At 63.0% G+C, this 24,012-nt stretch carries 23 protein-coding genes; 10 read left to right on the top strand and 13 right to left on the bottom strand.

Going from position 1 to position 24,012, the window contains the following annotated elements; all coding sequences use genetic code 11:
* Positions 1-11: 11 nt before the first annotated feature.
* Complete coding sequence (locus AC07VH_RS26985; protein WP_494789282.1) at positions 12-1,280, top strand: glycerate kinase type-2 family protein; 1,269 nt, start codon at positions 12-14, stop codon at positions 1,278-1,280.
* On the opposite strand, the gene AC07VH_RS26980 is transcribed toward AC07VH_RS26985, so the two are convergent.
* Positions 1,281-2,297: a zinc-binding alcohol dehydrogenase family protein gene (locus AC07VH_RS26980; protein WP_494789281.1), complete on the bottom strand. Its 1,017-nt coding sequence runs from the start codon at positions 2,295-2,297 to the stop codon at positions 1,281-1,283.
* 226 nt (positions 2,298-2,523) lie between these two features.
* Here AC07VH_RS26980 and AC07VH_RS26975 point away from each other — a divergent pair, with 226 nt between their 5' ends.
* Entirely contained in the window at positions 2,524-3,438 is a 915-nt protein-coding gene (locus tag AC07VH_RS26975; RefSeq protein ID WP_489628280.1) for a LysR family transcriptional regulator, read from the top strand.
* 44 nt (positions 3,439-3,482) lie between these two features.
* Here the strand turns inward: AC07VH_RS26975 and AC07VH_RS26970 are convergent, their stop codons facing one another.
* Complete coding sequence (locus tag AC07VH_RS26970; protein ID WP_494789280.1) at positions 3,483-3,860, bottom strand: c-type cytochrome; 378 nt, start codon at positions 3,858-3,860, stop codon at positions 3,483-3,485.
* 250 nt (positions 3,861-4,110) lie between these two features.
* Between AC07VH_RS26970 and AC07VH_RS26965 the strand changes: the two genes are divergently transcribed.
* From AC07VH_RS26965 to AC07VH_RS26955, 3 genes are all read left to right on the top strand, one after another.
* Positions 4,111-5,655, top strand: coding sequence for a DUF1800 domain-containing protein (locus AC07VH_RS26965; RefSeq protein ID WP_494789279.1), 1,545 nt, complete (start codon positions 4,111-4,113; stop codon positions 5,653-5,655).
* Positions 5,656-5,670: 15 nt separating this feature from the next.
* Positions 5,671-6,855 (top strand): DUF1501 domain-containing protein, encoded by a 1,185-nt coding sequence (locus AC07VH_RS26960; protein ID WP_494789278.1) that lies wholly within the window; start codon positions 5,671-5,673, stop codon positions 6,853-6,855.
* Positions 6,856-6,944: 89 nt separating this feature from the next.
* Positions 6,945-8,057, top strand: coding sequence for an AI-2E family transporter (locus AC07VH_RS26955; RefSeq protein WP_494789277.1), 1,113 nt, complete (start codon positions 6,945-6,947; stop codon positions 8,055-8,057).
* 107 nt (positions 8,058-8,164) lie between these two features.
* On the opposite strand, the gene AC07VH_RS26950 is transcribed toward AC07VH_RS26955, so the two are convergent.
* Positions 8,165-8,389, bottom strand: a complete 225-nt coding sequence (locus tag AC07VH_RS26950) for a hypothetical protein (protein WP_010396348.1) — start codon at positions 8,387-8,389, stop codon at positions 8,165-8,167.
* Between the two features lie 165 nt (positions 8,390-8,554).
* On the opposite strand from AC07VH_RS26950, the gene AC07VH_RS26945 reads away from it, so the two are divergent.
* Genes AC07VH_RS26945 through AC07VH_RS26935 form a run of 3 tightly spaced genes read left to right on the top strand, consistent with a single transcriptional unit; the run spans position 8,555 to position 11,037 of the window.
* Positions 8,555-9,289: a phosphatase PAP2 family protein gene (locus AC07VH_RS26945; RefSeq protein WP_494789276.1), complete on the top strand. Its 735-nt coding sequence runs from the start codon at positions 8,555-8,557 to the stop codon at positions 9,287-9,289.
* A 5-nt stretch (positions 9,290-9,294) separates the two neighbouring features.
* A complete protein-coding gene (locus AC07VH_RS26940; protein ID WP_494789275.1) occupies positions 9,295-10,209 on the top strand; it encodes a diacylglycerol/lipid kinase family protein in 915 nt (304 codons plus the stop codon).
* A gap of 9 nt (positions 10,210-10,218) precedes the next feature.
* A complete protein-coding gene (locus AC07VH_RS26935) occupies positions 10,219-11,037 on the top strand; it encodes a metallophosphoesterase family protein (RefSeq protein ID WP_070291353.1) in 819 nt (272 codons plus the stop codon).
* 15 nt (positions 11,038-11,052) lie between these two features.
* Here AC07VH_RS26935 and AC07VH_RS26930 read toward each other — a convergent pair whose 3' ends face one another.
* The 4 genes from AC07VH_RS26930 to AC07VH_RS26915 form a co-directional block, all read right to left on the bottom strand.
* On the bottom strand, positions 11,053-11,343 hold the full coding sequence (locus AC07VH_RS26930; protein WP_475415966.1) for a type II toxin-antitoxin system RelE/ParE family toxin: 291 nt from the start codon (positions 11,341-11,343) through the stop codon (positions 11,053-11,055).
* Complete coding sequence (locus AC07VH_RS26925) at positions 11,336-11,581, bottom strand: type II toxin-antitoxin system ParD family antitoxin (protein WP_070224900.1); 246 nt, start codon at positions 11,579-11,581, stop codon at positions 11,336-11,338. Before AC07VH_RS26925 ends, AC07VH_RS26930 begins: the two co-directional genes overlap by 8 nt.
* 96 nt (positions 11,582-11,677) lie before the next feature.
* Entirely contained in the window at positions 11,678-13,054 is a 1,377-nt protein-coding gene (gene cls / locus AC07VH_RS26920) for a cardiolipin synthase (RefSeq protein WP_494789274.1), read from the bottom strand.
* Positions 13,055-13,065: 11 nt separating this feature from the next.
* Complete coding sequence (locus AC07VH_RS26915) at positions 13,066-15,177, bottom strand: site-specific recombinase (RefSeq protein ID WP_494789273.1); 2,112 nt, start codon at positions 15,175-15,177, stop codon at positions 13,066-13,068.
* A gap of 320 nt (positions 15,178-15,497) precedes the next feature.
* Between AC07VH_RS26915 and AC07VH_RS26910 the strand changes: the two genes are divergently transcribed.
* A complete protein-coding gene (locus tag AC07VH_RS26910) occupies positions 15,498-16,607 on the top strand; it encodes a porin (protein WP_494789272.1) in 1,110 nt (369 codons plus the stop codon).
* Here AC07VH_RS26910 and AC07VH_RS26905 read toward each other — a convergent pair.
* From AC07VH_RS26905 to AC07VH_RS26895, 3 genes are all read right to left on the bottom strand, one after another.
* Positions 16,595-17,164: a DUF3617 domain-containing protein gene (locus tag AC07VH_RS26905; protein WP_494789271.1), complete on the bottom strand. Its 570-nt coding sequence runs from the start codon at positions 17,162-17,164 to the stop codon at positions 16,595-16,597. The two genes, AC07VH_RS26910 and AC07VH_RS26905, sit on opposite strands and share 13 nt — an antisense overlap.
* A gap of 67 nt (positions 17,165-17,231) precedes the next feature.
* A complete protein-coding gene (locus AC07VH_RS26900; protein WP_489628271.1) occupies positions 17,232-18,779 on the bottom strand; it encodes a TerC family protein in 1,548 nt (515 codons plus the stop codon).
* Positions 18,780-18,797: 18 nt separating this feature from the next.
* Positions 18,798-19,136, bottom strand: a complete 339-nt coding sequence (locus AC07VH_RS26895; protein WP_489628270.1) for a hypothetical protein — start codon at positions 19,134-19,136, stop codon at positions 18,798-18,800.
* A 298-nt stretch (positions 19,137-19,434) separates the two neighbouring features.
* Between AC07VH_RS26895 and AC07VH_RS26890 the strand changes: the two genes are divergently transcribed.
* The gene (locus tag AC07VH_RS26890; protein ID WP_494789270.1) at positions 19,435-22,281 is read left to right on the top strand and encodes a M16 family metallopeptidase; all 2,847 of its coding nucleotides are present in this window, start codon (positions 19,435-19,437) and stop codon (positions 22,279-22,281) included.
* A 230-nt stretch (positions 22,282-22,511) separates the two neighbouring features.
* On the opposite strand, the gene AC07VH_RS26885 is transcribed toward AC07VH_RS26890, so the two are convergent.
* The 3 genes from AC07VH_RS26885 to AC07VH_RS26875 all read right to left on the bottom strand — a co-directional run bounded on the left by AC07VH_RS26885 (position 22,512) and on the right by AC07VH_RS26875 (position 23,972).
* The gene (locus AC07VH_RS26885; protein WP_430886693.1) at positions 22,512-23,150 is read right to left on the bottom strand and encodes a YiaD family glycine zipper/OmpA-like lipoprotein; all 639 of its coding nucleotides are present in this window, start codon (positions 23,148-23,150) and stop codon (positions 22,512-22,514) included.
* Between the two features lie 211 nt (positions 23,151-23,361).
* Positions 23,362-23,508, bottom strand: coding sequence for a lmo0937 family membrane protein (locus AC07VH_RS26880; protein WP_121670992.1), 147 nt, complete (start codon positions 23,506-23,508; stop codon positions 23,362-23,364).
* Positions 23,509-23,705: 197 nt separating this feature from the next.
* Positions 23,706-23,972, bottom strand: a complete 267-nt coding sequence (locus AC07VH_RS26875) for a hypothetical protein (protein ID WP_475413717.1) — start codon at positions 23,970-23,972, stop codon at positions 23,706-23,708.
* Positions 23,973-24,012 lie beyond the last annotated feature (40 nt).

The raw sequence follows: 24,012 nt of genomic DNA, 5'->3' as shown, positions 1-24,012 counted from the left end.
AGGAGAACACCATGACGACGCCCCCCGCGCCGCGCGCCTTACTGCAAGCCATGTTCCAGGCCGCCATCGAAGCGGCCCAGCCATCGCACTGCATACCGCCCCATCTGCCGCCCGCGCCCAAGGGGCGGCTGATCGTCATCGGCGCCGGCAAGGCCTCGGCCGCCATGGCGCAAGCCGTCGAGCGGCACTGGCCGGGGCCGCTGTCGGGGCTCGTCGTTACGCGCTACGGCTATGCCGTGCCGTGCGAGCGCATCGAGATCGTGGAAGCGTCGCATCCTGTGCCGGACTCTGCCGGCATGACGGCGGCGCGCCGCATGCTGGAGTTGGTTAGCAATCTGCAGGCGGACGATACGGTGCTGTGCCTGATCTCGGGCGGCGGTTCGTCGCTGCTGGCCTTGCCGCTGGACGGCATCACCCTGGAAGACAAGCAAACCCTGAACCGTGCGCTGCTGGCGTCGGGCGCCACTATCGGCGAAATGAATTGCGTGCGCCGCCATTTGTCCGCCATCAAGGGCGGCCGGCTGGCAGCCGCCTGCCATCCGGCGCAAGTGGTGACCTTGGCGATTTCCGACGTGCCCGGCGACAAGCTGGGCGATATCGCCTCCGGACCCACGGTGGGTGACGCGACGACGTGCGAGGACGCGCTGGCCATCGTGCGCCGCTATGGCATGGACTTGCCGGAGAGCATAAGAAAAACGCTGGAAAGCGGGCGCGGCGAATCCGTGAAACCCGATGATCCGCGGCTGGCGCGCACGCGCACGACCCTGGTCGCCACGCCGCAGATGGCCCTGGAAGCGGCGGCCGCCGTGGCGCGCGCGGCCGGCGTCACGCCGTATATATTGGGCGACAGCCTGGAAGGCGAGGCGCGCGACGTGGGCAAGGTGATGGCCGGCATCGCGCTGCAGACGGCGGTGCGGGGCCAGCCGTTTCCCGCCCCGTGCGTGCTGCTGTCGGGCGGCGAAACGACGGTCACCGTGCGCGGCAACGGCCGCGGCGGGCGCAACGTGGAATTTTTGCTGGCGCTGGGCATCGCGCTGGACGGGCAAGCGGGCATCCACGCGCTGGCCGGCGACACGGATGGCGTCGATGGCCAGGAAGAGATCGCCGGCGCTTGTCTGGCGCCTGACACCCTGCGGCGCGCCTGGGCGCTGGGCATCAAGCCCCGCGACAGCCTCGACAACAACGATGGACACGGCTTCTTCCAGGCGCTGGGAGATAGTGTGATCACGGGCCCGACATTGACGAACGTCAATGATTTCCGGGCCATTTTGATTACCTGATCAGTTAAAACCTTCCAGGACGATCTTGCCTTTGGCCGTATTGCTCTCCAGCAAGGCATGCGCGCGCTTCAGATTCGCCGCATTGATCGTGCCGAAGCGCTCGGCCACGGTGGTCTTGATCACGCCCGCGTCCACCAGCTGCGCCAGTTCCTCCAGCAGTGCATGCTGCTGGAGCATATCGGCCGTCTGGAACAGCGAACGGGTAAACATCAGTTCCCAGTGCAGGGACACGCTCTTGCCCTTGAACTTGCGCACGTCGATGTGCTCGGGGTCGTCGATCAGGGCAAATTTCCCCTGCGGCGCGATCAGTTCCACGATCTGTTCGAAATGCTTGTCCGTCTGGTTCAGGCTGATCACGTAATCGACGGGCGGCAAGCCCAGGCGCGTGATTTCGGCGGCCAGCGGCAGGCTGTGGTCGATCACGTGGTGGGCGCCCAGTTGCTTGACCCAATCGGCCGTTTCCGCGCGCGACGCCGTGCCGATGATGGTGACGCCCGTCAATTGACGCGCCAGCTGCACCAGCACGGAACCGACGCCGCCGGCCGCACCGATCACCAGCAGCGACTTGCCGGTCAGACTCCTGTCGCGGCTGAGCTGCAGGCGGTCGAACAGCAATTCCCAGGCCGTGATCGCCGTGAGCGGCAGGGCGGCGGCCGGAGCAAAGTCCAGGCTGGCCGGCATGTGACCCACGATGCGCTCGTCGACTAATTGAAATTCGCTGTTGCTGCCGGGGCGGTTGATGGCGCCTGCGTACCAGACCTTGTCTCCCACCTGGAACAGGGTGACGTCGGGACCGACGGCCGTGACGACGCCGGCCGCATCCCAGCCCAGTACTTCGGGCTGGCCGTCTTTCGGCGCGCGGTTCTTGCGCACCTTGGTGTCGACGGGGTTGACGGAGACGGCCTTGACGGCGACGAGCAGGTCGCGTCCCGTGGCGACGGGCACGGGCAGATCGATGTCGAGCAGGGCGTTGGCATCCGTGATGGGCAGGCTGTGGTGGTAGGCGATGGCTTTCATATTCTTCCTTTGGTAAAACAGTGATGGAGTCGGGTAGGTCGGATTAGCGCGGCTGTACCGCGCGTAATCCGACACCACCATCGGCCACGCCAACAATGTTGTCGGATTACGGTCCTTTGGACCTAATCCGACCTACGCCATACAGGCTTGATGACGTATCATGGCCATTTTCTCGCCAGCGAAAAAGAGGGCGCGTACCGAAACACTTTCAAAGGAATGCTGAAAATTGCTGCGACTCGATGACTTGCAGGTATTTGTGCGCACGGCCGACCGGGGCAGCCTGTCGGCGGCCGCGCGCGAGATCGGCATCTCGCCAGCGCTGGCCAGCGCCGCCGTCAAGCGCCTGGAAGGGGAATTGGGCTTGCGCCTGCTGGCCCGCACGACCCGTTCGCTGAGCCTGACGCCGGAAGGCACGCAATACCTGGAGCACGCGCGCGAAGCCTTGCGCCTGCTGCGCGCGGGCCATGATGCGCTGCTGGCCGGCAAGGACAGTTTCGGCGGAACCTTGAAAATTGCCATGCCTTCCGACCTGGGCCGCAACCTGATGCTGGGCTGGCTGGACGCATTCCAGTCGCGCCACCCGAAGCTGCAGTACCAGCTCAGCGTCAGCGACCGGGTGGCCGACATGGTGCGCCAGCAAGTGGACATTGCCCTGCGTTACGGCCAGCAAGACGATTCGAGCATGATCGCCATGCCCATCGCCCCCGCCAACGACAGGGTGCTGGTGGCCTCGCCCGGCTACCTGCGCGAACATGGCCCCTTGCTGGCGCTGGAAGACTTGCTGCAGCACAATTGCCTGCGCTTCGCGCTGGAAGACGGCTTGCACGACCGCTGGACCTTTTACCGCCTGCCCCAGCGCGAGCAAGTGACGATTTCCGTCAGCGGCAACCGCAGCGCCGACGATGCCGAGCTGGTGCGCCGCTGGGCAGTGGCGGGGCTGGGCATCGCCTATAAATCGCGGCTGGACGTGTCCGGCGACTTGGCGGCCGGCCGCCTGCACGTGCTGCTGCCCGACGTGGCGGGCGAGGCGACGCCCCTGCACCTAGTCTGCATGCACCGGGCGCAAGTGACGCCGCTGGTGCTGCAGCTGCGCGATTTCCTGCGCGACAAGTGTGCGGAGTTATTCAAACAGCATGATTAATTGCGGATGATTCCTGCGCGAGGCGTACTTCGCTGATTGTAAGATCAGCGGTTTTTGAAAATCACATCGCTCATGTATTGATTCAAATCGCGAAAATCCTTTACCCGCCAGGCGTATGGCGCGATCTTGACGCCATTCTCTTTCAAGGTCTTTGGAATCAAATCGCCATTCGGACGCAGTATGACCGAGGATACGATCACGCCCGGATAATCCTTCAGGCGTTTCTTGAAAGCGGCCGTTGTCAGGTCCGGTGTGGGAGGCGTGCTTTTATTCGCCAATGGCCCTGTGCCCTTGATCTCTGCGCCATGGCACACGGCACATCGCTGGACATACAGCGTTTTTCCATTCAGATTCTCCGCGGAGGCTGACGGCGTTTGTATGAGCGATAACATTCCTGATGCAACGATAAATAATATTTTCATTTCTTTTTAATATGGACGTATTGTATGGATAATGTCTGATTCAAGAGAAAATACGTAGCTGCCATTGCAATACGCAATTCTCCCGATAACATTTTATCCGAGATTATTCATCAGTCATGTGCCCGTACCCGCGAAAAGTTTCCTAATGAGCAATCCTGCTTGATTACAACTCGTTGCAAATGGCAATCATGCGCAGGTCAACCTGGGCGTACTCTCAGGCATTCTGCATGAAACCGCTTGAAGGATTGCCATGACCCCGAACCGATTATTGCCGACGACCTTGATGTCCCTGCTGTTGCTGGCCGGCTGTGCCGCGACGGAACCTGCCGTCCAGGCCGATCATCGCGCGCCGGCCAGTTCCGCGCAGGACATTGCCATGCTGGAACGGGTCAGCTGGGGCGTGAACGGGGGCAGCGTGCGCCAAGTGCAAGAGAAAGGCTGGAACGCCTGGCTGCGGGCGCAACTGCACCCAGGCAAAACCACGCTGCCGCCCGCCGTGCAGGCGCAGATCGACGCCATGACCATCAGCCAGGTGCCGCTCGATCAGCTCGTCATGTCCGTGGAGCAAAAGCGCAAGGCGTCGGCCGGCGTCATGGACGACATGGCGAAGCAGCAGGCGCAAAAGGAGTACCAGCAGGAACTGAATCGCCTGGCGCGCGAGGCGGCCACGCGTTCGCTGTTGCTGGACGTGTATTCGCCGAACCAGCTGCAGCAGCAGCTGAGCTGGTTTTGGCTCAACCATTTCAGCGTGCACCAGGGCAAGCACAATTTGCGCGCCATGGTCGGCGACTACGAGGCGAACGCCATCGCGCCGCACGCACTGGGGAAATTCCGCGACTTGCTGGGCGCGACCGTCCACCACCCGGCCATGCTGCGCTACCTCGATAATGAAGCCAATGCCGTCAAGCGCATCAATGAAAACTATGCGCGCGAGCTGATGGAGCTGCACACCCTGGGCGTCAACGGCGGCTACAGCCAGACCGACGTGCAGGAACTGGCGCGCATCCTGACGGGCGTGGGCGTCAACCTGGGCACGGATACGCCGAAGGTGAAACCGGCGCTGCAATCGCAATACGTGCGCCGTGGCTTGTTCGAATTCAATCCGAACCGCCACGATTACGGCGATAAACAATTTCTGGGGCAAACGGTGAAGGGCAGGGGACTGGCCGAACTCGACGAAGCGCTGGATCGCCTGAGCCGCAGTCCCGCCACCGCGCACTTTATCAGCGGCAAGCTGGCCCAGTATTTCGTCGGCGACAATCCACCTGAAGCCCTGGTGGCGCGCATGGCGGCCACCTTCCAGCAAAGCGACGGCATGATCGCCGACGTGCTGCAGACCATGTTCAGCAGTCCCGAGTTCAGGCAGTCGCTGGGCAAGAAATTCAAGGATCCCATGCATTATGTGGTGTCGGCCGTGCGCCTCAGCTACGACGACAAGCCCATCCTGAACGCGGGCCCGATGCTGAGCTGGCTCGCGCGCATGGGCCAGCCCCTGTACGGGCGCCAGACGCCCGATGGCTATCCGCTGACGGACGCCTCCTGGGCCAGCCCCGGCCAGATGACGACGCGCTTCGATATCGCCCGCACCATCGGTTCGGGCAGCGCCGGCCTGTTCAAGACGGATGGGCCGCAGCCGCAGGAAAAGGTCGCGTTTCCCCAGCTGGCCAGCGCCCTGTATTACCAGTCGCTGCAGCCAGGCCTGAGTCCCGCCACGCGCCAGGCCCTGGAGCAGGCCGCCTCGCCGCAGGAGTGGAACACTTTCCTGTTGTCTTCACCGGAAATGATGCACCGTTAGATTGAAAGGATCACCATGAACCGTCGTGACCTGTTGAAAGCCCTGGCCGCCGCGCCCCTGTTGTCGCACGCGGGCAGCCTGCTGGCCGCGCCCGCCACGAATGCGAAGCTGCTGTTTGTCTTCCTGCGCGGCGGCTATGACGCGAACAACCTGCTGGTGCCGCTCGGCAGCGATTTTTATTATGCATCGCGGCCGAATATCGCCATCGCGAAGCCCGGTGCGGATAACGGCGCGCTGGCCTTGAACGCCGACTGGGCCCTGCATCCCGCCTTGCGCGAGACCATCTACCCGATGTTCACTGGCGGCGAGGCGGCCTTCATCCCGTTTGCGGGCACGACGGATTTGACGCGCAGCCATTTCGAGACGCAGGACAGCATTGAACTGGGGCAGGAACTGGGCGGGCGCCGCGATTTCCGCTCGGGCTTTTTGAACCGGCTGGCGCAAAGCCTCAACAGCGGCAATCACGCCATTTCCTTCACGGACCAGCTGCCCCTGATCTTCCAGGGCGGCGTGCAAGTGCCGAACATGGGGCTGCGCTCCGTGGGCAAGTCCGGTATTGATGCGCGTCAAAGCCAGCTCATCGCCGCCATGTACAAGGGCACGCCCTTGCAGCAACCGGTCAGCGCGGGCTTTGCCGTGCGCGCGGACGTGAGCCGGGAATTGACGGGAGAAATGCAGGCGGCCAACCGCAACGCCATCAGTACCAAGGGTTTTGAACTGGAAGCGCAGCGCATCGCCCGCTTGATGAAGGACAAATACAACCTCGGTTTCGTCGACGTGGGCGGCTGGGATACGCACGTGGGGCAGGGCGGCGCCAGCGGCTATCTGGCGGGGCGCTTCGACGAGCTGGGGCGGGGCCTGGCCGCGTTTTCGCAGGAAATGGGCAGCGAATGGCGCAATACCGTGGTGGTGGTGGTCAGCGAATTTGGCCGCACCTTCCGCGAAAACGGCAACCGCGGCACGGACCATGGCCACGGCAGCGTGTTCTGGGTGCTCGGTGGCGGGATCAAGGGCAAGCAGGTGGCGGGCGAACAGGTGGCGATTTCGCAGGCGACGCTGTTCCAGAACCGCGACATGCCCGTGCTGAATGAATACCGGGCCGTGCTGGGCGGCTTGCTGCGCCGCACCTTCGGTTTGACGCCGGCGCAACTCGATCACGTGTTTGCCGGCGTCAAGCCGGTGGAGCTGGGACTGGTATAAGCTTGGCGGGTGGCGTGTTACGCTATGCCTGCGCAACTGGCGCATAGCGAATACTGGCGGCCTGTGGCGCCGGGCACGAATGGAGTGGTATGACCGATACCCAGCGCGACATCGTCAGCGCAGGCTTTTCCCTGGCCCTGATCGCCGTGACGGCCTTCGTCATGCAGCGTTTCTTTTTGCCGCTCGTGTGGGCCGGCATCCTGTGCGTGGCCACCTGGCCCCTGTACCTGCGCGTGCGCGCGGCGCTGGGCCAGCGCACCATCATCGCGGCAGCCGTGCTGACCCTGGCGTTTGCCTGCATCTTCATCATCCCCGTGCTGTTCGGCGTGGCGCAGGCGGCGCGCGAAGTGCCCGTGCTGGCCAATTTCATCGTGCATGCGAATACGGACGGCTTGCCCGTGCCGGACTGGGTGCCGCATATTCCCCTGGCGGGCAGCGCCATCGGCGACTGGTGGCAAGCCACCCTGAGCCAGCCACACGGCCTCGGCCACTTCTTTGCGGGCAGCGCCGTGGGCGGCTTTCATTCCGCGCGCGACATGCTCAAGGTATTGGGCGCGGACGTCTTCCACCGCCTGGTCGACTTCGGCCTGGCCTTTTTATGCCTGTTTTTCTTCTACAAGGATGGCGAAGCGCTGACGCGCCAGATCACGGCCGTCGGCAGCCATTTCCTGCGCCCTGAACGCTGGGGCCGCTATGCGCAAAAGATCCCGACCGCCATCCGCGCCACCGTCAACGGCCTGGTGCTGGTGGGTCTGGCCGAGGGCGTGCTGATCGGCTTCGCCTATGCCATCGCCGGCTTGCCGTCGCCGGCCCTGTGGGCGTTCGCCACGGGCATCCTGGCCATCATCCCGTTCGGCGCGCCGCTCGCTTACCTGTGCGCGGCCGCCTTGCTGGTTTTCCAGGGCAATGTGGGCGCCGCCATCGGCGTGGCCGCCTGGGGCACCGTGGTGCTGTTCGTGGCCGACCACTTCGTGCGCCCCGGCATGATCGGCAACGCCACCCGCTTGCCTTTCCTGGCCGTGCTGTTCGGTATTTTGGGCGGCGTGGAGACCCTGGGCCTCGTGGGCCTGTTCATCGGCCCCGTCGTGATGGTGCTGTTCGTGACCCTGTGGTACGAAGCGAATGTGTTCGACAAGGTGGCGCCTGTCAAGGCAGGCCCGAATACACCTGCCAGCCCGGCCGCCCCGGAACGCACGCAGTAATGAGGGGTCGGCCAGCGTTGCCGCTGGCCGGTACTGGCGCGCTCCCGGCGTGGCCGGGCGGAGCTGACTTTACAACAGGGTGCAAGCACCATGCTTTAAAGGCATTCTTAATGCGCCTTGGATAGAATGAGGAGCCAACGGCGCATCAGCAGCACTTCAACATAGCCCGGCTCGATGCCCGTACCGCACTCGATCAAGGGATTGACGGTGTAGTAGCGCTTGCGGAAGTCGCGGCAAACGAGGATTTCGCGCTTGCCCATGCGGACGAGGAAAGAGCTTGGGGCGTATTCCAGGCCGAACCGTGAGCCAAAACCGCTATTCAATGTTGCCATGACAATTCCTTTGAGGGAGATGTGTTGAACGAGTCATCAGAATAGCATAACTACTGTATGAATACACAGCTACTGTATGAATAAACAGTATTTTTTTGCTGGTGTGGTTTTTTTGATCATCGCCAGGAACATGAAAGAGAGATCAGTTTGCAAGAGAAAAATGACATGGGCATGACCACGGGCTGGACCATGAAACTGCGCCGTTTCGTCGAGGCGCGCCTGTCGCCCGAAGGCGAGCTGGGCCTGCATATGACGGTGGGCGTGGCCCTGATGCTGGTGGCCATCGTGGTCTTCCACGAGATCGCCGAAGCCGTGATGGGCATGGCCCGGATCACCGTGATCGACCTGCAGGTGGCGCAGTGGTTCAACCAGCATGCGGTCCCGTGGATCACCAGTTGCCTGCTGGTCGTCACGCATATGCATGGCGTGATCGGCGCCATCACCCTGGCCACCTTGCTGGGCTGGTATCTGCACCGCAAGGGCGCCGATTACTGGCTGTTTACCCTGCTCATCACCATGCCGGGCGTCATGTTTTTGAACCTGCTGTTAAAGTACATTTTTGTCCGCGCGCGGCCCAGCTTTGACGAGCCCATCCTGCAGACGGCCTTGAGCACGTACAGCTTTCCCAGCGGCCATACGGCCACCTCGACAGCCCTGTACGGCTTGCTGGCCGCCTACCTGATTTGCCAGACGGCACCGGGCGCCTGGGGCAAGCGCATCGCCATCGCGCTGGGCGCATTCCTGATGGCGTCGCTCGTCGGCTTCAGCCGCATTTATCTGGGCGCGCATTACCTGAGCGATGTGCTGGCGGCGATGGCCGAAAGCTATGGCTGGCTGGCCATCTGCATCGCCGGCGTGTCGACCCTGCGCCGCCGCCGGCATATCCGGCAAACCAAATAAGGGGAGTGATCCTGAGCAAGATTGCAGTCATCATCAATGCGGGCGCCGGCTGCGGCTATGCGCCCGACTGGGCGCAGCAGCTCGAAGCACAATTCCTGGCCGTGGGCCTCGACGCCGCCATCACCCTGGCGCAAAGCGGGGCCGAGATGATCGCCACGGCCGAGCAAGCCTTGCGCGATGGCGCGCCCATCGTCGTGGCCGGCGGAGGCGACGGCACCATCAATGCCGTCGCCTCCGTCGTCGTCGGCAGCGGCACGCCGTTTGGCGTCTTGCCATTGGGCACCTTGAACCATTTCGCCAAGGATTTGAATATTCCTTTGGCGCTCGATGCCGCCATCGCCAATGTGGCGCGGGGCGTGCCGCACCAGGTCGACGTGGGCGAAGTCAATGGCCGCATCTTCCTGAACAATTCCAGCCTGGGCCTGTATCCCGACATCGTGCGCGACCGCGAAAAGCAGCAGCGCCGGCTGGGACGGGGCAAGTGGCTGGCGTTCAGTTGGGCGCTGGTGGCCGCCTTGCGCCGCTATCCGTTTCTCAGCGTGCAGCTGAAACTCAAGGACGCCGTGCATGCGCGCCGCACGCCTTTCGTCTTCATCGGCAATAATGAATACCGGATGGAAGGCTTGAATATCGGCGAGCGCGAACGGCTCAACGGTGGCCAGCTGAGCCTGTACGTGGCGCAGCGTCCGGGCCGCCTGGGCTTGCTGAAGCTGGCCTTGCACGCGTTGTTCGGCAAGTTGTCGCAGGCCAAGGATTTCGACGTGCTGACGGCCACTGACCTGGAGATCGCCACGCGACACCGCCGCCTGCGCGTGGCCACCGATGGCGAAGTGACCGTCATGAATACGCCGCTGCGCTACCGCATCCGCACGGCCGCGCTCGATGTGATCGTGCCGGCGCCCGTGCCCGCCGCCAGCTAGGAGAGCGCCATGCGTACCATCGTGCATTTATCGGATTTGCATTTCGGCCGGGTCGACGGGGACTTGCTGGCGCCCTTGCGCGCGCTGGTCGAGCGGCTGGAACCGGACGTGGTGGTGGTCTCGGGCGACCTCACGCAGCGGGCCCGCAGCGCCCAGTTCCAGGCGGCGCGGCACTTTCTCGACAGCTTGCCGGGCCCGCAGATCGTGGTGCCGGGCAACCATGACGTACCGCTGTACAACGTCTTTTCCCGCTTCCTGACGCCGCTGGTGAAATACCGGCGCCATGTGACGGACGATTTGTCGCCCGAATACGTGGACGAGGAAATCGCCGTGCTGGGCATCAACACGGCCCGCTCATTGACGTTCAAGGATGGGCGCATCAGCCATGAGCAGATTGATTTCCTGCGTGAACGCCTGGGCCGTTTGCCGCCCGGTTTGACGCGCATCATCGTCACGCACCATCCATTTGACTTGCCCGAGCACTTCGACGAGGATGACCTGGTGGACCGCGCGCCGCAGGCGCTGCAAATGTTTTCCGAATGCGGCGTGGATTTATTGCTGGCGGGACACTTGCATGCCAGCGTGGCGGGCAACACGGCCGAGCGCTACAAGATCGCCGGTTACGCAGCCCTGATGGTGCAGGCGGGCACGGCCACGTCCACGCGGGGCAGGGGCGAGTCGAACTCGTTCAATGTGCTGCGCGTGGAAAACAGCTGCATCCGGGTCGAGCGCTACAGCTGGAATGAAGACAGCGCCGACTTTGAAAAGGTCAGCACGGAAGCGTTCGAACGCCAGGGCGGGGTGTGGGCCAGCTTGCGGCCGCTGTGATCGATGATGTGTTAATTACAGATGGCGTGCCGCATCCATGCGGTCATGCAAAATGCGGACGATGGCAATGCCATAGTGAGTGATGTGGAAATAAATCATGTGCCGTCCAACTTTGCGGCGCCGGTAGCCGGGCCGAATCTGCTCGCATGCCGGTGCCGTCTCGGGCGCGCGTGCCAGGTCATCGAAGGCTGCCGTCATGGTGTCAAGATAAAGACTGGCCTGCTGCACGCTCCACCGCTGCGACGTATACGCCCAGATCGCCTCAAGGTCACGTTCGGCGGCGGGCGTCAGCCGGTATTCAGCCATGCGCTGCCAGCATTCTCTGCTTGAAAGCCCTGGCGTCGAAAGGCTGGGGTTCGCCGCTGGCCTCGCCTTCCACCAGCGCCGCGCGGATCGCATCGAGTTCGGCGCTGCGTTCCTGTTCACGCCGGATCAGGTCGCGGATGTATTCGCTGTCGTTCGTATAGCGCCCCGCGTCAATTTGCGCCTTGATCCAGTCGTCCTGCTGGTCCGTCAAGGTAATGGTTTTGCGCACGGTTCCCATGGTGGTCCACTCCAGATATGAGCAGTACGACGATCGTCATACTATTGGTGCAATATAGTGCATATTTGTGCAAATATCCAGCCGCCTGATCGGTGCTTACAGCCAGTAGTTCATGAAACGGGCCGCCCACTCCTTCATGCGGTCGGAGATGGGGCGCGTTTCCCATTTTGCCTTGGTGATCTCTTCCGAGTCGCGCAAGTCTTCCTGGAAGGCGTTTTCCATTTCGCGGCCGAAGCTGTCGCCCAGCACGATCACGTTCAGCTCGCTGTTGTGCAAAAAGCTGCGCATGTCGATGTTGGTCGAGCCGACCGTCGACCAGGCACCGTCGATGACGGCCGTCTTGGCGTGCAGCACGGCCAGTTTCAAGTGAAAGATGCGGATGCCGCCGGCCAGCAATTGGTCGTACAGCGCGTGTCCCGCATGGAACACGAGGCCGCTGTCGGACACGCCGGGCAGCACCACGGTGACGTCCACGCCCCGTTTCGCTGCCGCGACCAGCGCGTCCACCGTCTGCTGGTCGGGCACGAAATAGGCGGACGTGATGTGGATGGATTTCTTGGCTTCCTGGATGGCCAGGATGTAGGCCTTGTAGATTTCAAAGCCGCCGTCCGGTTCGCTGGCCACCACGCGCACCAGCTTGTCGCCCACTTCGGACAGCACGGGAAAATAATTTGCGTCCGGCAAGTCGGCCTGGTCTTGCTGGGCCCAGGTGCGGATGAACAGCCACTGGAAGGCGGCCACGGCCGGGCCTTCCACTTTCACGTGCGTGTCGCGCCAGCCCACGTCCTTCTTGTCGGTGGGCTTCGATTTCGAGCGGAACAGCGAGCTTTTTGCATAGGTATCGCTGATATTGATGCCGCCCGTAAACGCCGTCTTGCCGTCGACGATCAGCACCTTGCGGTGGTCGCGGTTGTTGATCTTCCAGTCGTCGCCCTTGAGCTTGGCGGGATTGACGGGATTGAAGGCCACCAGGTGCACGCCGGCCGCGCGCATGCGGTCAAAAAACGCCTGCGGCACGCCGATCGTGCCCACGCTGTCATAGATGACGTTGACCGTCACGCCCGCCTGCTGCTTCTCGATCAGCATGTCGGCGAATTTCAGGCCCAGCGGGTCCTGGTCGAAGATATACGTTTCCAGGTTGATGCTGTTCTTCGCTTCGCTGATGGCCTGGAACATGGCGGCCATGGTTTGCGGGCCGTCAAACAGCAGGGTCACCTTGTTGCCCTTGATCAAAGGCACGCCCGTGGCCGCCTCTTCCAGCGCGGCCTGGGTCTTCAAGTCCATGCCGGACCTGGCCCAGCGCTTGTTGAGCAGGGCGGCCCGGCTGTTGACGTTCAGCACGGCGCCCTTGCCCGTGATCACCTTGGGCTTGGCCACCGGTTCGAGGGTGGTATTGAGATTCTTGACATTGGGCAACGCGGCGCATGCAGCCAGGGTCCAGCACAGCAGTAGGGCGGTGAGACAGGGTTGCATGCGCCTGGCGGTCATTTTTGAGCCTTGGTCGTGGGTGACAGGTTTGCCGAGTCATCGGCCAGTGCCAGTGGCGGCGGGTTTTTCGAGCCGAAGAAGAAGACGATGGGCGAGCGCAGGAAACGCTTGCCCAGTATTTTCAACAGTTGCACGCCGTGCTTGAAGCGCACCTGGCGCGAACGCAGGGCTACCCACAGGGCCAGGCCGAAGCTGACCAGCAGGTTGGCCGTGCCGATGGCGAAGATGCCCGACAGCGACTTGACGGCCAGTTGCCAGCTCATATTGTGATCGAGTCCCACCAGGGCTGTCGCAAAGTTGGCGGCCGAGAAGGTGATGTGGCGGATATCGATCGGCAAGCCGATCAGGAAACCCAAGGTGCCGATGGAGCCCAGCAGGATACCGAAATAGAAATTACCCATCAGGCCGCCCAGATTGTTTTCCAGATACATACCCAGCCGCTGCAAGCGTTCCTGGCCGATCACGCGGCCCAGGCCGCGCAATTGCGCGATGCGCTGCGCCCAGCGCGTGTACAGGGCCTGGTTGTCGTAGTAGCCGGAAATCAGGCCCGCGACGAACAGGCACACGCCCGCGATCATGGCGTAGAAGATGGCGGGGCTGCCGATGGGGTCGATATCGTGCAGCAGGTGCATGGCTTTTTCCGGCGTCACCAGGTTGTGCCCCGTGATCGCCTTGTAGCCGAGCGCGATCAGCCACGCCGTGGGGATGGCCGTGGCCAAGTTGCCCAGCACGGCCATGTTTTGCGTGCGGAAGACCTTGTTGATCAGTTCCGCCATGCTGTCGAGGTCGATGTTCCGGCCATCCTTGCTGTGCAGGCCGGCGGCGATGCGCGACGCCGTCATGGCCGGCTGCTTGGTGGCCACCGTGAAGTGCAGCAAGTGGATGAACATGAAGCCGATCGAGTAATTCATGCTGAACATGAACGCTTCGACCAGCGGCGCCGAGCGCAGGTAGGACATCAAGATCTTGAACAGGGCCATGAAGCCGATGATCACGCCCGCGCCGGCGGACGAGAGGAACATGGCACCCATTTCGCGGCGGTTTTCCGCGATGTAGTGCTCGCCCGTGCGGCTGGCGTTTTCCGTCACATTGCGCGCCAGCAAGTTGATATTGTCGGAAAACAGGTCGCTGACCTTGTATTTGTGGTTATGCGCGCGTATCAATTCCAGCGCCAGCCCGACGGCGCCCGCGCGGCGGCGGCTGACGGGCTGCGGGTGCAGCAAGTCTTGCGTGGCGTCCACCGTGATGGCGTCGATGTCCACGTTGCCCGAGGCCGGCAGCTCGCCGCTCGTGTCGACGAGGAACAGCAGCTTGCGCAAGCGGTCGATGCTCTGCGCCAGCGCCACCAATAAATACGTGAGGGGAATGCTGGTGCCCTGGTACAGCGCCTTCTTGCGGATCTTGGCGATGACGGCGTCGCACTGGTCCAGCATCACCAGCAAATGGCGCGCATCCTCGATGTGTTCGATATCGCCCTGCAGCAGGCTCGTATAGGCGTCCAGATAGGCGTTCACTTCCGTGTTCTGCACCATGAACGGCGACTGGAACACTTCAATTTCATTGTGGAAACGCGTCAGTTCCGGTTCCAGGCCCATGGCGCAGACGCGGTAGGACAGGGTACGGATGGCGTCGAGCATGCCCGGCAGCATGATATTGCCATCGCCGACGGCCAGTTCGACCTCATCGCTGGTCAATACGTCGAACAGTTCCAGCCAGTCCGTGGCGGGCACGTTGCTGATCCACAAATAATCGGTCTTCAGGTACAGCACCTGGTCGAGCGCGTCGTTCAGGTATTCGTCGCCGAGGGCGGGCGGCAGCATGCGGTAGGCGATGCGGCGTTTCAATTCTGTAAAGAAACCGCTGTTCGACAGCACGCCGATGTCCGTGTACAGGCTGGCGTGGCGGCGCGCGGCCAGCACGCGCAGCACGTATTCGTGCAGGGCGCGCGCCTGCGCGGGGTTACCTTTGAGAAGCTGGCGCAGGGTGCGCACGTTGGCAATCGCGGTAGCGCTGTCGTGGGGGCGCTTGGGACGCAGTGAGTTGAATAATTCCACCAGCAAGTCGATATTGCTGGAGTTGGGGTCAATGCGTTCGAGGATAGCTAGCATGCAGAAAAAACGGGCGAGCCGCTGTCGGTAAAACCAGTAGTGTACCGCCTGCGTCAGATCGCGCAACGTTCGCCACCGAACATTGCTTTACGGCAGGGCCTGCAATTCACGCCATTTTGCCGCAAATGGCCACAATCATGGTCAAACTTGCGTGTTGTCAGTGCGCGACTCTTTTCGTGGGGCTAAGCTGAAGTTTCTGTTGTACAACGCACGGATGGCTGGACAAAAAGCGAGGATAAGGTAACACTGAGATCAGACACACAGCGCATGTCCTGATCAATACCGGGTAGTTTACTTTTCACGTCACCGAGATATTTATCATGAAGACCTCGTATTTTGCGCTTGCTGTGATAGGGATGGGGCCGTTCGCGCTGGGCGCGACGGCCCAGGCTGCCGATGGCGCGGGCAGTGCCGCATCCACGAACGTTGCCGTGTACGGCGTGCTCGACGCGGGTATCGTGGCCGAACGGGGCTGTGCCGCCGGTTGCGCCGGCACCAAGCTGTCCGGTGGCGTCGCCTCCGGCTCGCGCCTGGGCGTGCAGGGCCGCGAAGCGCTGGGCAACGACGTCTCCGCCGTGTTTACCCTGGAAGCGGGCATCCAGAACGACACGGGCCAGTCGGACGAGGGCCGCTTGTTCGGCCGCCAGGCCTATGTGGGCCTGGACAGCCGCCTGGGCGCGCTGACCCTGGGACGCCAGTACAACCTGCAATACCTGACCCTGACCGACGTGGCCGACCCCTTCAAGGGCGGCATGGCCGGCAGCGCCAGCAACCTGGCCGGCTACAGCGTGAAACGCTACGACAATACCGTCAAATATGCGACGCCCGCCTTGCGCGGCGTGACGGCCAGCGCCATCTACAGCTTTGGCGAGTCGCCATACAGCAACGCCAACAACCGCGCGTATGGCGCCACCCTCGGCTATTCGGCCGGCGCCGTGAATGTCAGCGTGTCGCACCAGCGCAAGAACAACTTCATCCTCGCGTCCGGCACCTTGCCCGCCATCGATATGTCGTCGCGCAACACCCTGATCGCGGCGAACATCGACCTGAAAGTGGCCACCGCCTTTGCCGCCGTGGGCGTGAACAAGGGCTATGGCAGCTCGCCATGGGACCCGAACAATGCCTACAGCTCGCTGGCCCTGTCGATGTCGTCGTCGGACAGCCGCGACACCTTGCTCGGCGTGTCCGTGCCCGTGGGCGGCTTCAAGCTGCTGGCCTCGTACGTGCGCAAGGACGACCGCGACCTGGCCGACCGCGACGCCAATCAGGTGGCCGTCGGCCTCACGTATTCCCTGTCAAAACGCAGCGATTTCTACGCCTCCTACGCGAAGATCCACAACAAGAATGGCGCCCGCTACACGGTGGGCAATGCCAGCGACGCGGGACGCGGCGACGCCGCCTTCAACATGGGTTTCCGTCACGGCTTCTGAGCGGCGGCGGATGGGGCCGGGCACGTTGCTCCCAGCCACTTGCCGTTGCTCGTCACATTCACCTGTTCCGGCGTGCCGCGCGCGCTCGTCGTCACCGCCAGCTGCATGCTGAACGCCTGGTCGCCCGTAAACATCACCTTGCCTTCGCCGCTCGATTTCGGATTCGCGCACGTGAACGACACGTTCATGCCGCCCGCGGTGTCGGTGTTCTTCGAGGTGCAGTCGCCGGGCTGGCCCGTGGGAATCTGCTTGCGCGCCGCCATCTCCGGCGTCACGCAGGCCGTCACGCGCACGGCGCCGTCGGCGCCCACGGTGGGCATGGCCATGCCGCGGCTGGCCGCCATGCTTTCCAGCTGCTTGCGTTGATCGGGAGGAAGGTTGCCCAGCTGCTGCAGCACCATGGACATGGCGTTGTCGGTGGCGGCGTCCGGCGACGCCATCTTGCTGTCGACTTGCCACAGGCCCGGCTTGATGGAGGGGGATGGCGCGGCGGCCTGGGCTTGGCTGCCCAAGGCGGCGCAAGCGAGCAGGGTCAGGCGTAGCAGGGAGTGTTTCATGTTGGCGTCTCCAAAAAAGGCAGACCCCAGCATACGGCATGGCAAGCGGGGCACGCTTGCCATTGTGTTACAAACTGTGATCGGGCTCGATGCGGCGCACGTCCACGCTGGCGATGCGGCGCTCGTCTGCCTCGACGATTTCATAGCGCAAGCCGTCGAGCTCCAGCACTTCGCCCACGGCTGGCATGTTCTCGAAATGCGCCAGCAGGAAGCCGGCCAGCGAGTTGTATTCGCCATCTTCGCTGACCAGGGTTTCCGTCTCGAACACTTGCTCCAGGTAATGCAGGTCCGTCGCGCCATCGATGCGCCAGTGGCCGGGGCCCAGCACTTCCACGTCGGGCTGTTCGTCCTCGTCGGGGAATTCGCCTGCGATGGCTTCCAGGATGTCGATCGGCGTGAGCACGCCTTGCACGGTGCCGAATTCGTCGACCACCAGCACCAGCTGGCCGCGCGAGCGCTTCAGGGTTTCCATGGCTTTCAGCACGCCGGCCGCTTCCGGCACGACGACGGCTTCGCGCATGCTGGCCGGATCGATCTTGCCATGCGAGACGAGGTCTTCGATCAGGTCCTTGCTGCGCGCGATGCCGGCCACATTGTCGAGGTCATCGTTGCAGACAGGAATCATGCTGTGCGGCGTGTCGCGCAGCAGTTGCAGCATCTTCTCGCTGCTGTCGTTCAGGTTGACCCACGAGACGTCGCCGCGCGGCGTCATCACGGAGCGGATCGAGCGTTCGGCCAGGGTCAGCACGCCGCTGACCATGTTGCGCTCTTCCACGCCGAAGGCGGAGACGTCGGGCAATTCCTTGACTTCGTGCTCTTCCACGGCTTCGCGGCCCTTGCGTCCGCCCAGCAGGCTCAGCACGGCTTGCGCCGTGCGGTCGCGCAGCGGCGCATTCGATTGCAGCTTGAGGAAGTTGCGGCGCGCCAGCTGGTTGAAGAACTCGATGACGATCGAGAAACCAATGGCGGCGTACAGATAGCCCTTCGGAATGTGGAAGCCCAGGCCTTCGGCCACCAGCGACAGGCCGATCATCAGCAAAAAACTCAGGCACAGCACGACGACGGTGGGGTGGGCGTTGACGAAGCGCGTCAGCACCTTCGAGGCCAGCATCATGACGACGATGGAAATGACGACGGCCGCCATCATCACGTACAGGTTTTCCACCATGCCGACGGCCGTGATGACGGCGTCGAGGGAAAAGACGGCGTCGAGCACGACGATCTGCGCCACCACGAGGCCGAAGCCGGCATAGACTTTCGGGCCCGTCTGGGCATGCGTGACGCCTTCGAGGCGTTCGTGCAGCTCGGTGGTGGCCTTGAACAGCAGGAACAGGCCGCCGACGAGCAGGATCAGGTCGCGCCCCGAAAACGAGAAGGTCCATATGGAAAACAAGGGCGTCGTCAGGGTGACCAGCCAGGAAATCAGCGAGAGCAGGCCCAGGCGCATGACGAGGGCCAGGGTCAGGCCCAGCACCCTGGCCTTGTCGCGCTGGTGCGGCGGCAGCTTTTCGGCCAGGATGGCGATGAAGATCAGGTTGTCGATACCCAGTACGATTTCCAGTACGACCAGCGTCAGCAGGCCGACCCAGATTGTCGGGTCAAATAACCATTCCATGTGTGTAACCTTGTAAAGTCAGTAAGTTTCAAGCTTGCCTGGTGGCTCGTGCCCCAGGGAACCGTGTTGCGAGTGCGTGGTGTGGCGGCGGACGCGCGGCGGCCGGGTGGCCTGCCGCGCGTCCGCTTCGGCAAGTGCCCCCGGTCCCGCTTGCCAAATGATGGCGCAAAACGGCGCTCCCTGGCGCGAGGTCGGGTATAGCGTGATGGGGTCGTTGTCGCATTCGTCGGCGTCGCAGTTGTCGCCGGGCAAGCCCACATGGGCGTCGGGGGCAAGGCAATCGGCGACGAAGGCAGGCGCGGCGGTAGTGCCGGCCGCGACTGCATGCTGGAATGGGGAAGGGCTGGCGTAAGCCATGCTGGCGAACGCCTGGGGTAGGGCGATGAAAACAAAAAGGCAGAGCAGGACGAGAGCTCGTCTCATATACAGGCAGATAGTTCTGGAACCGTGGAGTATAGCACGGGCACATAACAGCCCGATGACAGGACTTGCGCAACTGACAAGCATGACGTAAATTGCGAGAGCAATAATTTCACGTGGCGGCGAAGACGCAGCGCGGGCACCGTGATCATTCTTGCGTTCGTATCGCATTGTGCTTGCGTATCTTTCATTGCGCTTGCGCATCTTTATAACGTAGTGCCACCAGGACTCCGACTTGAAACCAATTACCGCCCTCCTGCTTGCCGCCGGCATCCTCTCGCCGTCGTTCATCCTGGCCGCCACCCCGGTCGATGCCGCGCCGGCCCAGAAAACCGGCAAGCTTGCCGCCAGCCGCGTCGCCGCCGTCAAGGTCACCTCCGTCGAAGGCATCACCGAATACCGCCTGGCCAACGGCTTGCGCGTGCTGTTGTTCCCGGATGCCAGCAAGCCTACGCTTACCACCAACATCGTCTACCTGGTCGGCTCGCGCCATGAAAACTATGGCGAAACGGGCATGGCCCACTTGCTCGAGCACTTGCTGTTCAAGCCCAGCGCCAACTTCGGCGTCAAGAAGGGAACCAAGACCCCCGTCGAGATCCTGAACTCGACGGGCGCGCAGTTCAACGGCACCACCTGGTACGACCGCACCAATTACTACGCCACCTTCCCCGCCAACGACGACAACCTGCGCCAGATGCTGGCCATGGAAGCGGACCGCATGGTCAACGCGGCCATCGACCAGAACGACCTGTGGAACCCGAAGACGCAAAAGGGCGAAATGACCGTCGTGCGCAACGAGTTCGAGATGGGCGAGAGCGACCCGATCGGCGTGACCAGCGAACGCATCCAGGCCATCGCCTACGACTGGCATAACTACGGCAAGTCGACCATCGGCGCCCGCTCCGACATCGAGCAGGTGAACATCCCCCGTCTGCGCGCCTTCTATCATAAATATTATCAGCCCGATAACGCCGTGCTGATGGTAGCGGGCCGCTTCGATGAAGCCAAGGTCCTGGCACAGATCAATGAGCTGTTCGGCAAGATACCGAAACCCACGCGCGTGATCGAACCGACCTACACGGCCGAACCGGTGCAGGATGGCGAGCGCGCCGTGACGGTGCGCCGCAGCGGCGGCACGCAGTTCGTCGGCGCCGGCTACCACGTGGCGCCGTCCGGCAACCCGGACGCCGTCGCCATCGAGGTGCTCGGTCACGTGCTGACGGACGCGCCCGCCGGCCGCTTGCACAAGGCGCTGGTGGAAACCAAGCTGGCCAGCAAGATCGAATACAACTCGGTGAGCAACCTGGAGCCGGGCTACAATCTGTTCGGCGCGCTGGTGCCCGTCGATGGCAACCTCGATGCGGCGCAGGCGGCCATGCTGAAAGTGCTGGAAGACTTGAAATCGCAGCCGATCACGGATGCGGAAGTGGCGCGCGTGAAACAGCAGCTGAACAAGCAGGTCGAGCTGATCACTTCGAACACGGCGCGCATGACGATCGCCCTGACGGAGTCCCTGGCGGCCGGCGACTGGCGCCTGTTCTTCCTGCAGCGCGACCAGCTCGACAAGCTGACGACGGCGCAGGTGCAGGCGGCGGCCGAGAAATACCTGAAGAGCTCGAACCGTACCCTGGGCCGTTTCATCCCCACCGACGCGCCGGACCGCACGGTCGTGCCGGCCTACGCGGACGTGGCGCCGCAGCTGGCCGGCTACACGGGCCGCGCCGTGGTGGCACAGGGCGAGGCGTTCGACCCCAGCCCTGACAATATCGAGGCGCGCACCACGCGCTTCACCTTGCCGAACGGCTTGAAGGGCGCCTTGCTGCCGAAGAAAACCAAGGGCAGCAACGTCAGCGTCGTATTGAAATTGCAGCTCGGCAGCGAAGAAAGCTTGCGCGGCAAGGCGCAAGTGGGCGGCTACACGGCCAATTTGTTATCGCGCGGCACGGATAAACTGTCGCGTCAGGAAGTGAAGGACAAGTTCGACCAGCTGGGCATGCAGGTGGCCATCACGGGCGGCGCCGAGGGCGTGACCGCCATGCTGACGGGCAAGCGCGAGAACTTGCCGGCCGCCATGGACCTGCTGGCGCAAGTGCTGCAAAAGCCGGCCCTGAGCGAAACGGAATTCCTGGAATTGCAGCGCGAGCGCGTGGGCCGCGCGGAGCAGGAATTGCCTGAACCGCAGCCGCTGGCCGTGAACGCCTTCCGACGCCTGCTCGACGCCACGCCGGAAGGCCATGTGCGCCATGTGGCCACCTTGCCGGCCGAGCTGGCGCAATGGAAAGCCATCAAGGTTGCCGATGTGAAAGCCTTCCATGGCGCCTACTATGGCGCGGCGAACGCCACCTTTGCCGCCGTGGGCGACTTCGACCCGGCCGCGCTGAAGGCGCAAGTGGCCAGCCTGTACGGCAGCTGGAAGGCGCAGCAGCCGTATGTGCGCATTCCCGACGCCGTCAAGCCCGTCAGCGGCGAGAAAGTCACGCTGGAAACGCCGGACAAGGCCAACAGCGTGCTGTTCGCCGTCCAGCCGGTTCCCCTCAAGGATGACGCGGCCAGCTATCCGGCCTTGCTGATCGCCAATCACATGCTGGGCGGCGGTGCCTTGCGCAGCCGCCTGGCCGACCGCATCCGCCAGAAGGAAGGCCTGTCGTACGGCGTCGGCTCGCAAGTGTCCGTGCCGTCGCGCGAACCGGCCGGCTACTGGATGGCCTACGCCATCAGCGCGCCGCAAAACACGGTCAAGGTGGAAGCGGCCCTGCGCGAGGAAATCGCCAAGGTGCTGGCCGACGGCTTTACACAAGAGGAACTGGCCGAGGCGAAGAAAGGCTGGCTGCAATCGCAGGAAGTGGGCCGCACGCAGGACAGCGGCCTGGCGCGCGAACTGGCCGGCTACCTTGCCGAAGACCGCACCATGGCCTACGACAAGGACCTGGAAGCCAAAGTGGCCGCCCTGACCCTGGCGCAAGTGAACCAGGGTCTGCGCGAATACCTGAAGCCAGCGGCCGTGTCGGTGGTGACGGCGGGCGACTTTGCCAAGGTGGCGAAAGAGGGCGAGAGCGGCGCCAAGGCAACGACGTCGAAGTAAGCTACTTCAAAATAAGCTGCTTTAAATGAAAAAAACCCGTTGGCAAGTGACCGTGCCAGCGGGTTTTTTTACGATCTTGATTTTGATGTCAACGTCCCGACACCGAACAGAACCGTAGCGAGCGGAAGGGAGAGGTGGCCGAGAAGCGCAACCGTACTTTAGTACGGGGGCGCCGAGCCGGTGAGCATCGCAGGCCGCCTATACCGACGCGCAGTAGGTTTGGTTCGGTGTTACCCCCGTGGGGCTAGCTCTGCTACGTAGATTTCCACGCGGCGATTGCGTGCGCGTCCCGAGGCATCCGCATTCGAGGCGATCGGCTCGCGGGCGCCGCGGCCCTCCGTGACGACGCGCGTCGGCGAGACGCCGCGCATGGCAAGGTAGTCGCGCGTGTGGGCGGCGCGTTCCACCGACAGCGGTTCGTTGATGGAATCGCTGCCCGTGCTGTCCGTGTGGCCGATGATGCTGACCGTGGTGTTCGGGTTTTCATTCAGCGTGGCGGCGAAGCGGTCGAGGATGGGGCGGAAGTTGCCCTTGATGTCGGCGCGGTTGGTGTCGAAGGAAATGTCGCTCGGGATTTCCATTTTCAGGCGGTTATCGGCCGTCTGCGACACTTGCACACCGGTACCCTGTGTCGCCTGTTCCATGGCGCGCTTCTGGTTTTCCATGCGGTTCGACCAGATATTGCCGACCACGGCGCCAGCTGCGGCACCGATCAGGGCGCCGCCGGCCGTGCGGCCGCTGCTGCCGCCACCGGTGGTGCCGCCGATCAAGGCACCGAGGCCCGCGCCGATGCCGGCGCCCGTGGCCGTGCCACGTTGCGTCGAGGACATGTCCGCGCAGCCGGTGGCGGCCAGCGCGATCACCAGCATGCCGATCAGGGATGTGGCGCCAGGACCTTTTTTGAATGCTTGTTTCATGGATTTTCTCCTTGTTTTGTTATTGGGACATACCCAGGAATTACCTGCACACGTTACTGCAAAATGCCGCGGCGTGCCAGTGCGCGCATACGTACGCAAAAAGCGGCAAAAAGGCGGCGCCCGTTTGCACGCGCGCCGCCCTGTCTGGCTAGTGCGCCAGCCTCTATAAACCGCGCCCGCTGATCAGGCGCAGCAGGATCATGATGACCGCGACGACCAGCAGGATGTGGATGAAGCCGCCAATGGTATAAGAAGTTACCAGGCCCAGCAGCCAAAGAATAATGAGTACGACGGCGATTGTATACAGCATGATGTGTCCTCCGAGAGTAATGTGTGGATGACGGCGACTGCCTTGGCCTTGTGCTGTCATCGGTTTTTGTCATTGCGCGGCGACTTGGTCGCTGAGCGCTGATGCCATGACTTATTGTCTACTTTGTTTCTGAAACTTTCTGTACGGTGCCGTACACAAGCCTTATTTACCCAACTTATTTGCTTTATTGGGCCAGCTTATTTGGCCAGATTCTGTTCGCGCATCGGCCGGCGTTCCTGCTCGCCATCCATGCCCGGTATCCAGGCCAGCATGCCGGCCATGCCGACGGCGCCGGCCAGGCAGCTGACCATGCCGCCCGTCAGCAGCAGCATGACGCCAAACACGGGGGCGCTGCTGGCCGCGGGGGCCAGGTCCAGCGCGCAGAAGCCCAGCGCGGTAGCCAATATGCCGCCGCCGATAAAGCCGAGCCAGATCCGGTGGCTGCCTGTCTTGTCGTTTTCCATCGCATCTCCTTGAAGATATCCGTTGAACTTTCTTGAATGC

The sequence above is a fragment of the Janthinobacterium sp. GW821-FHT03C10 genome (assembly GCF_059420865.1).
This window is presented reverse-complemented; position numbering and strand designations above follow the sequence as displayed.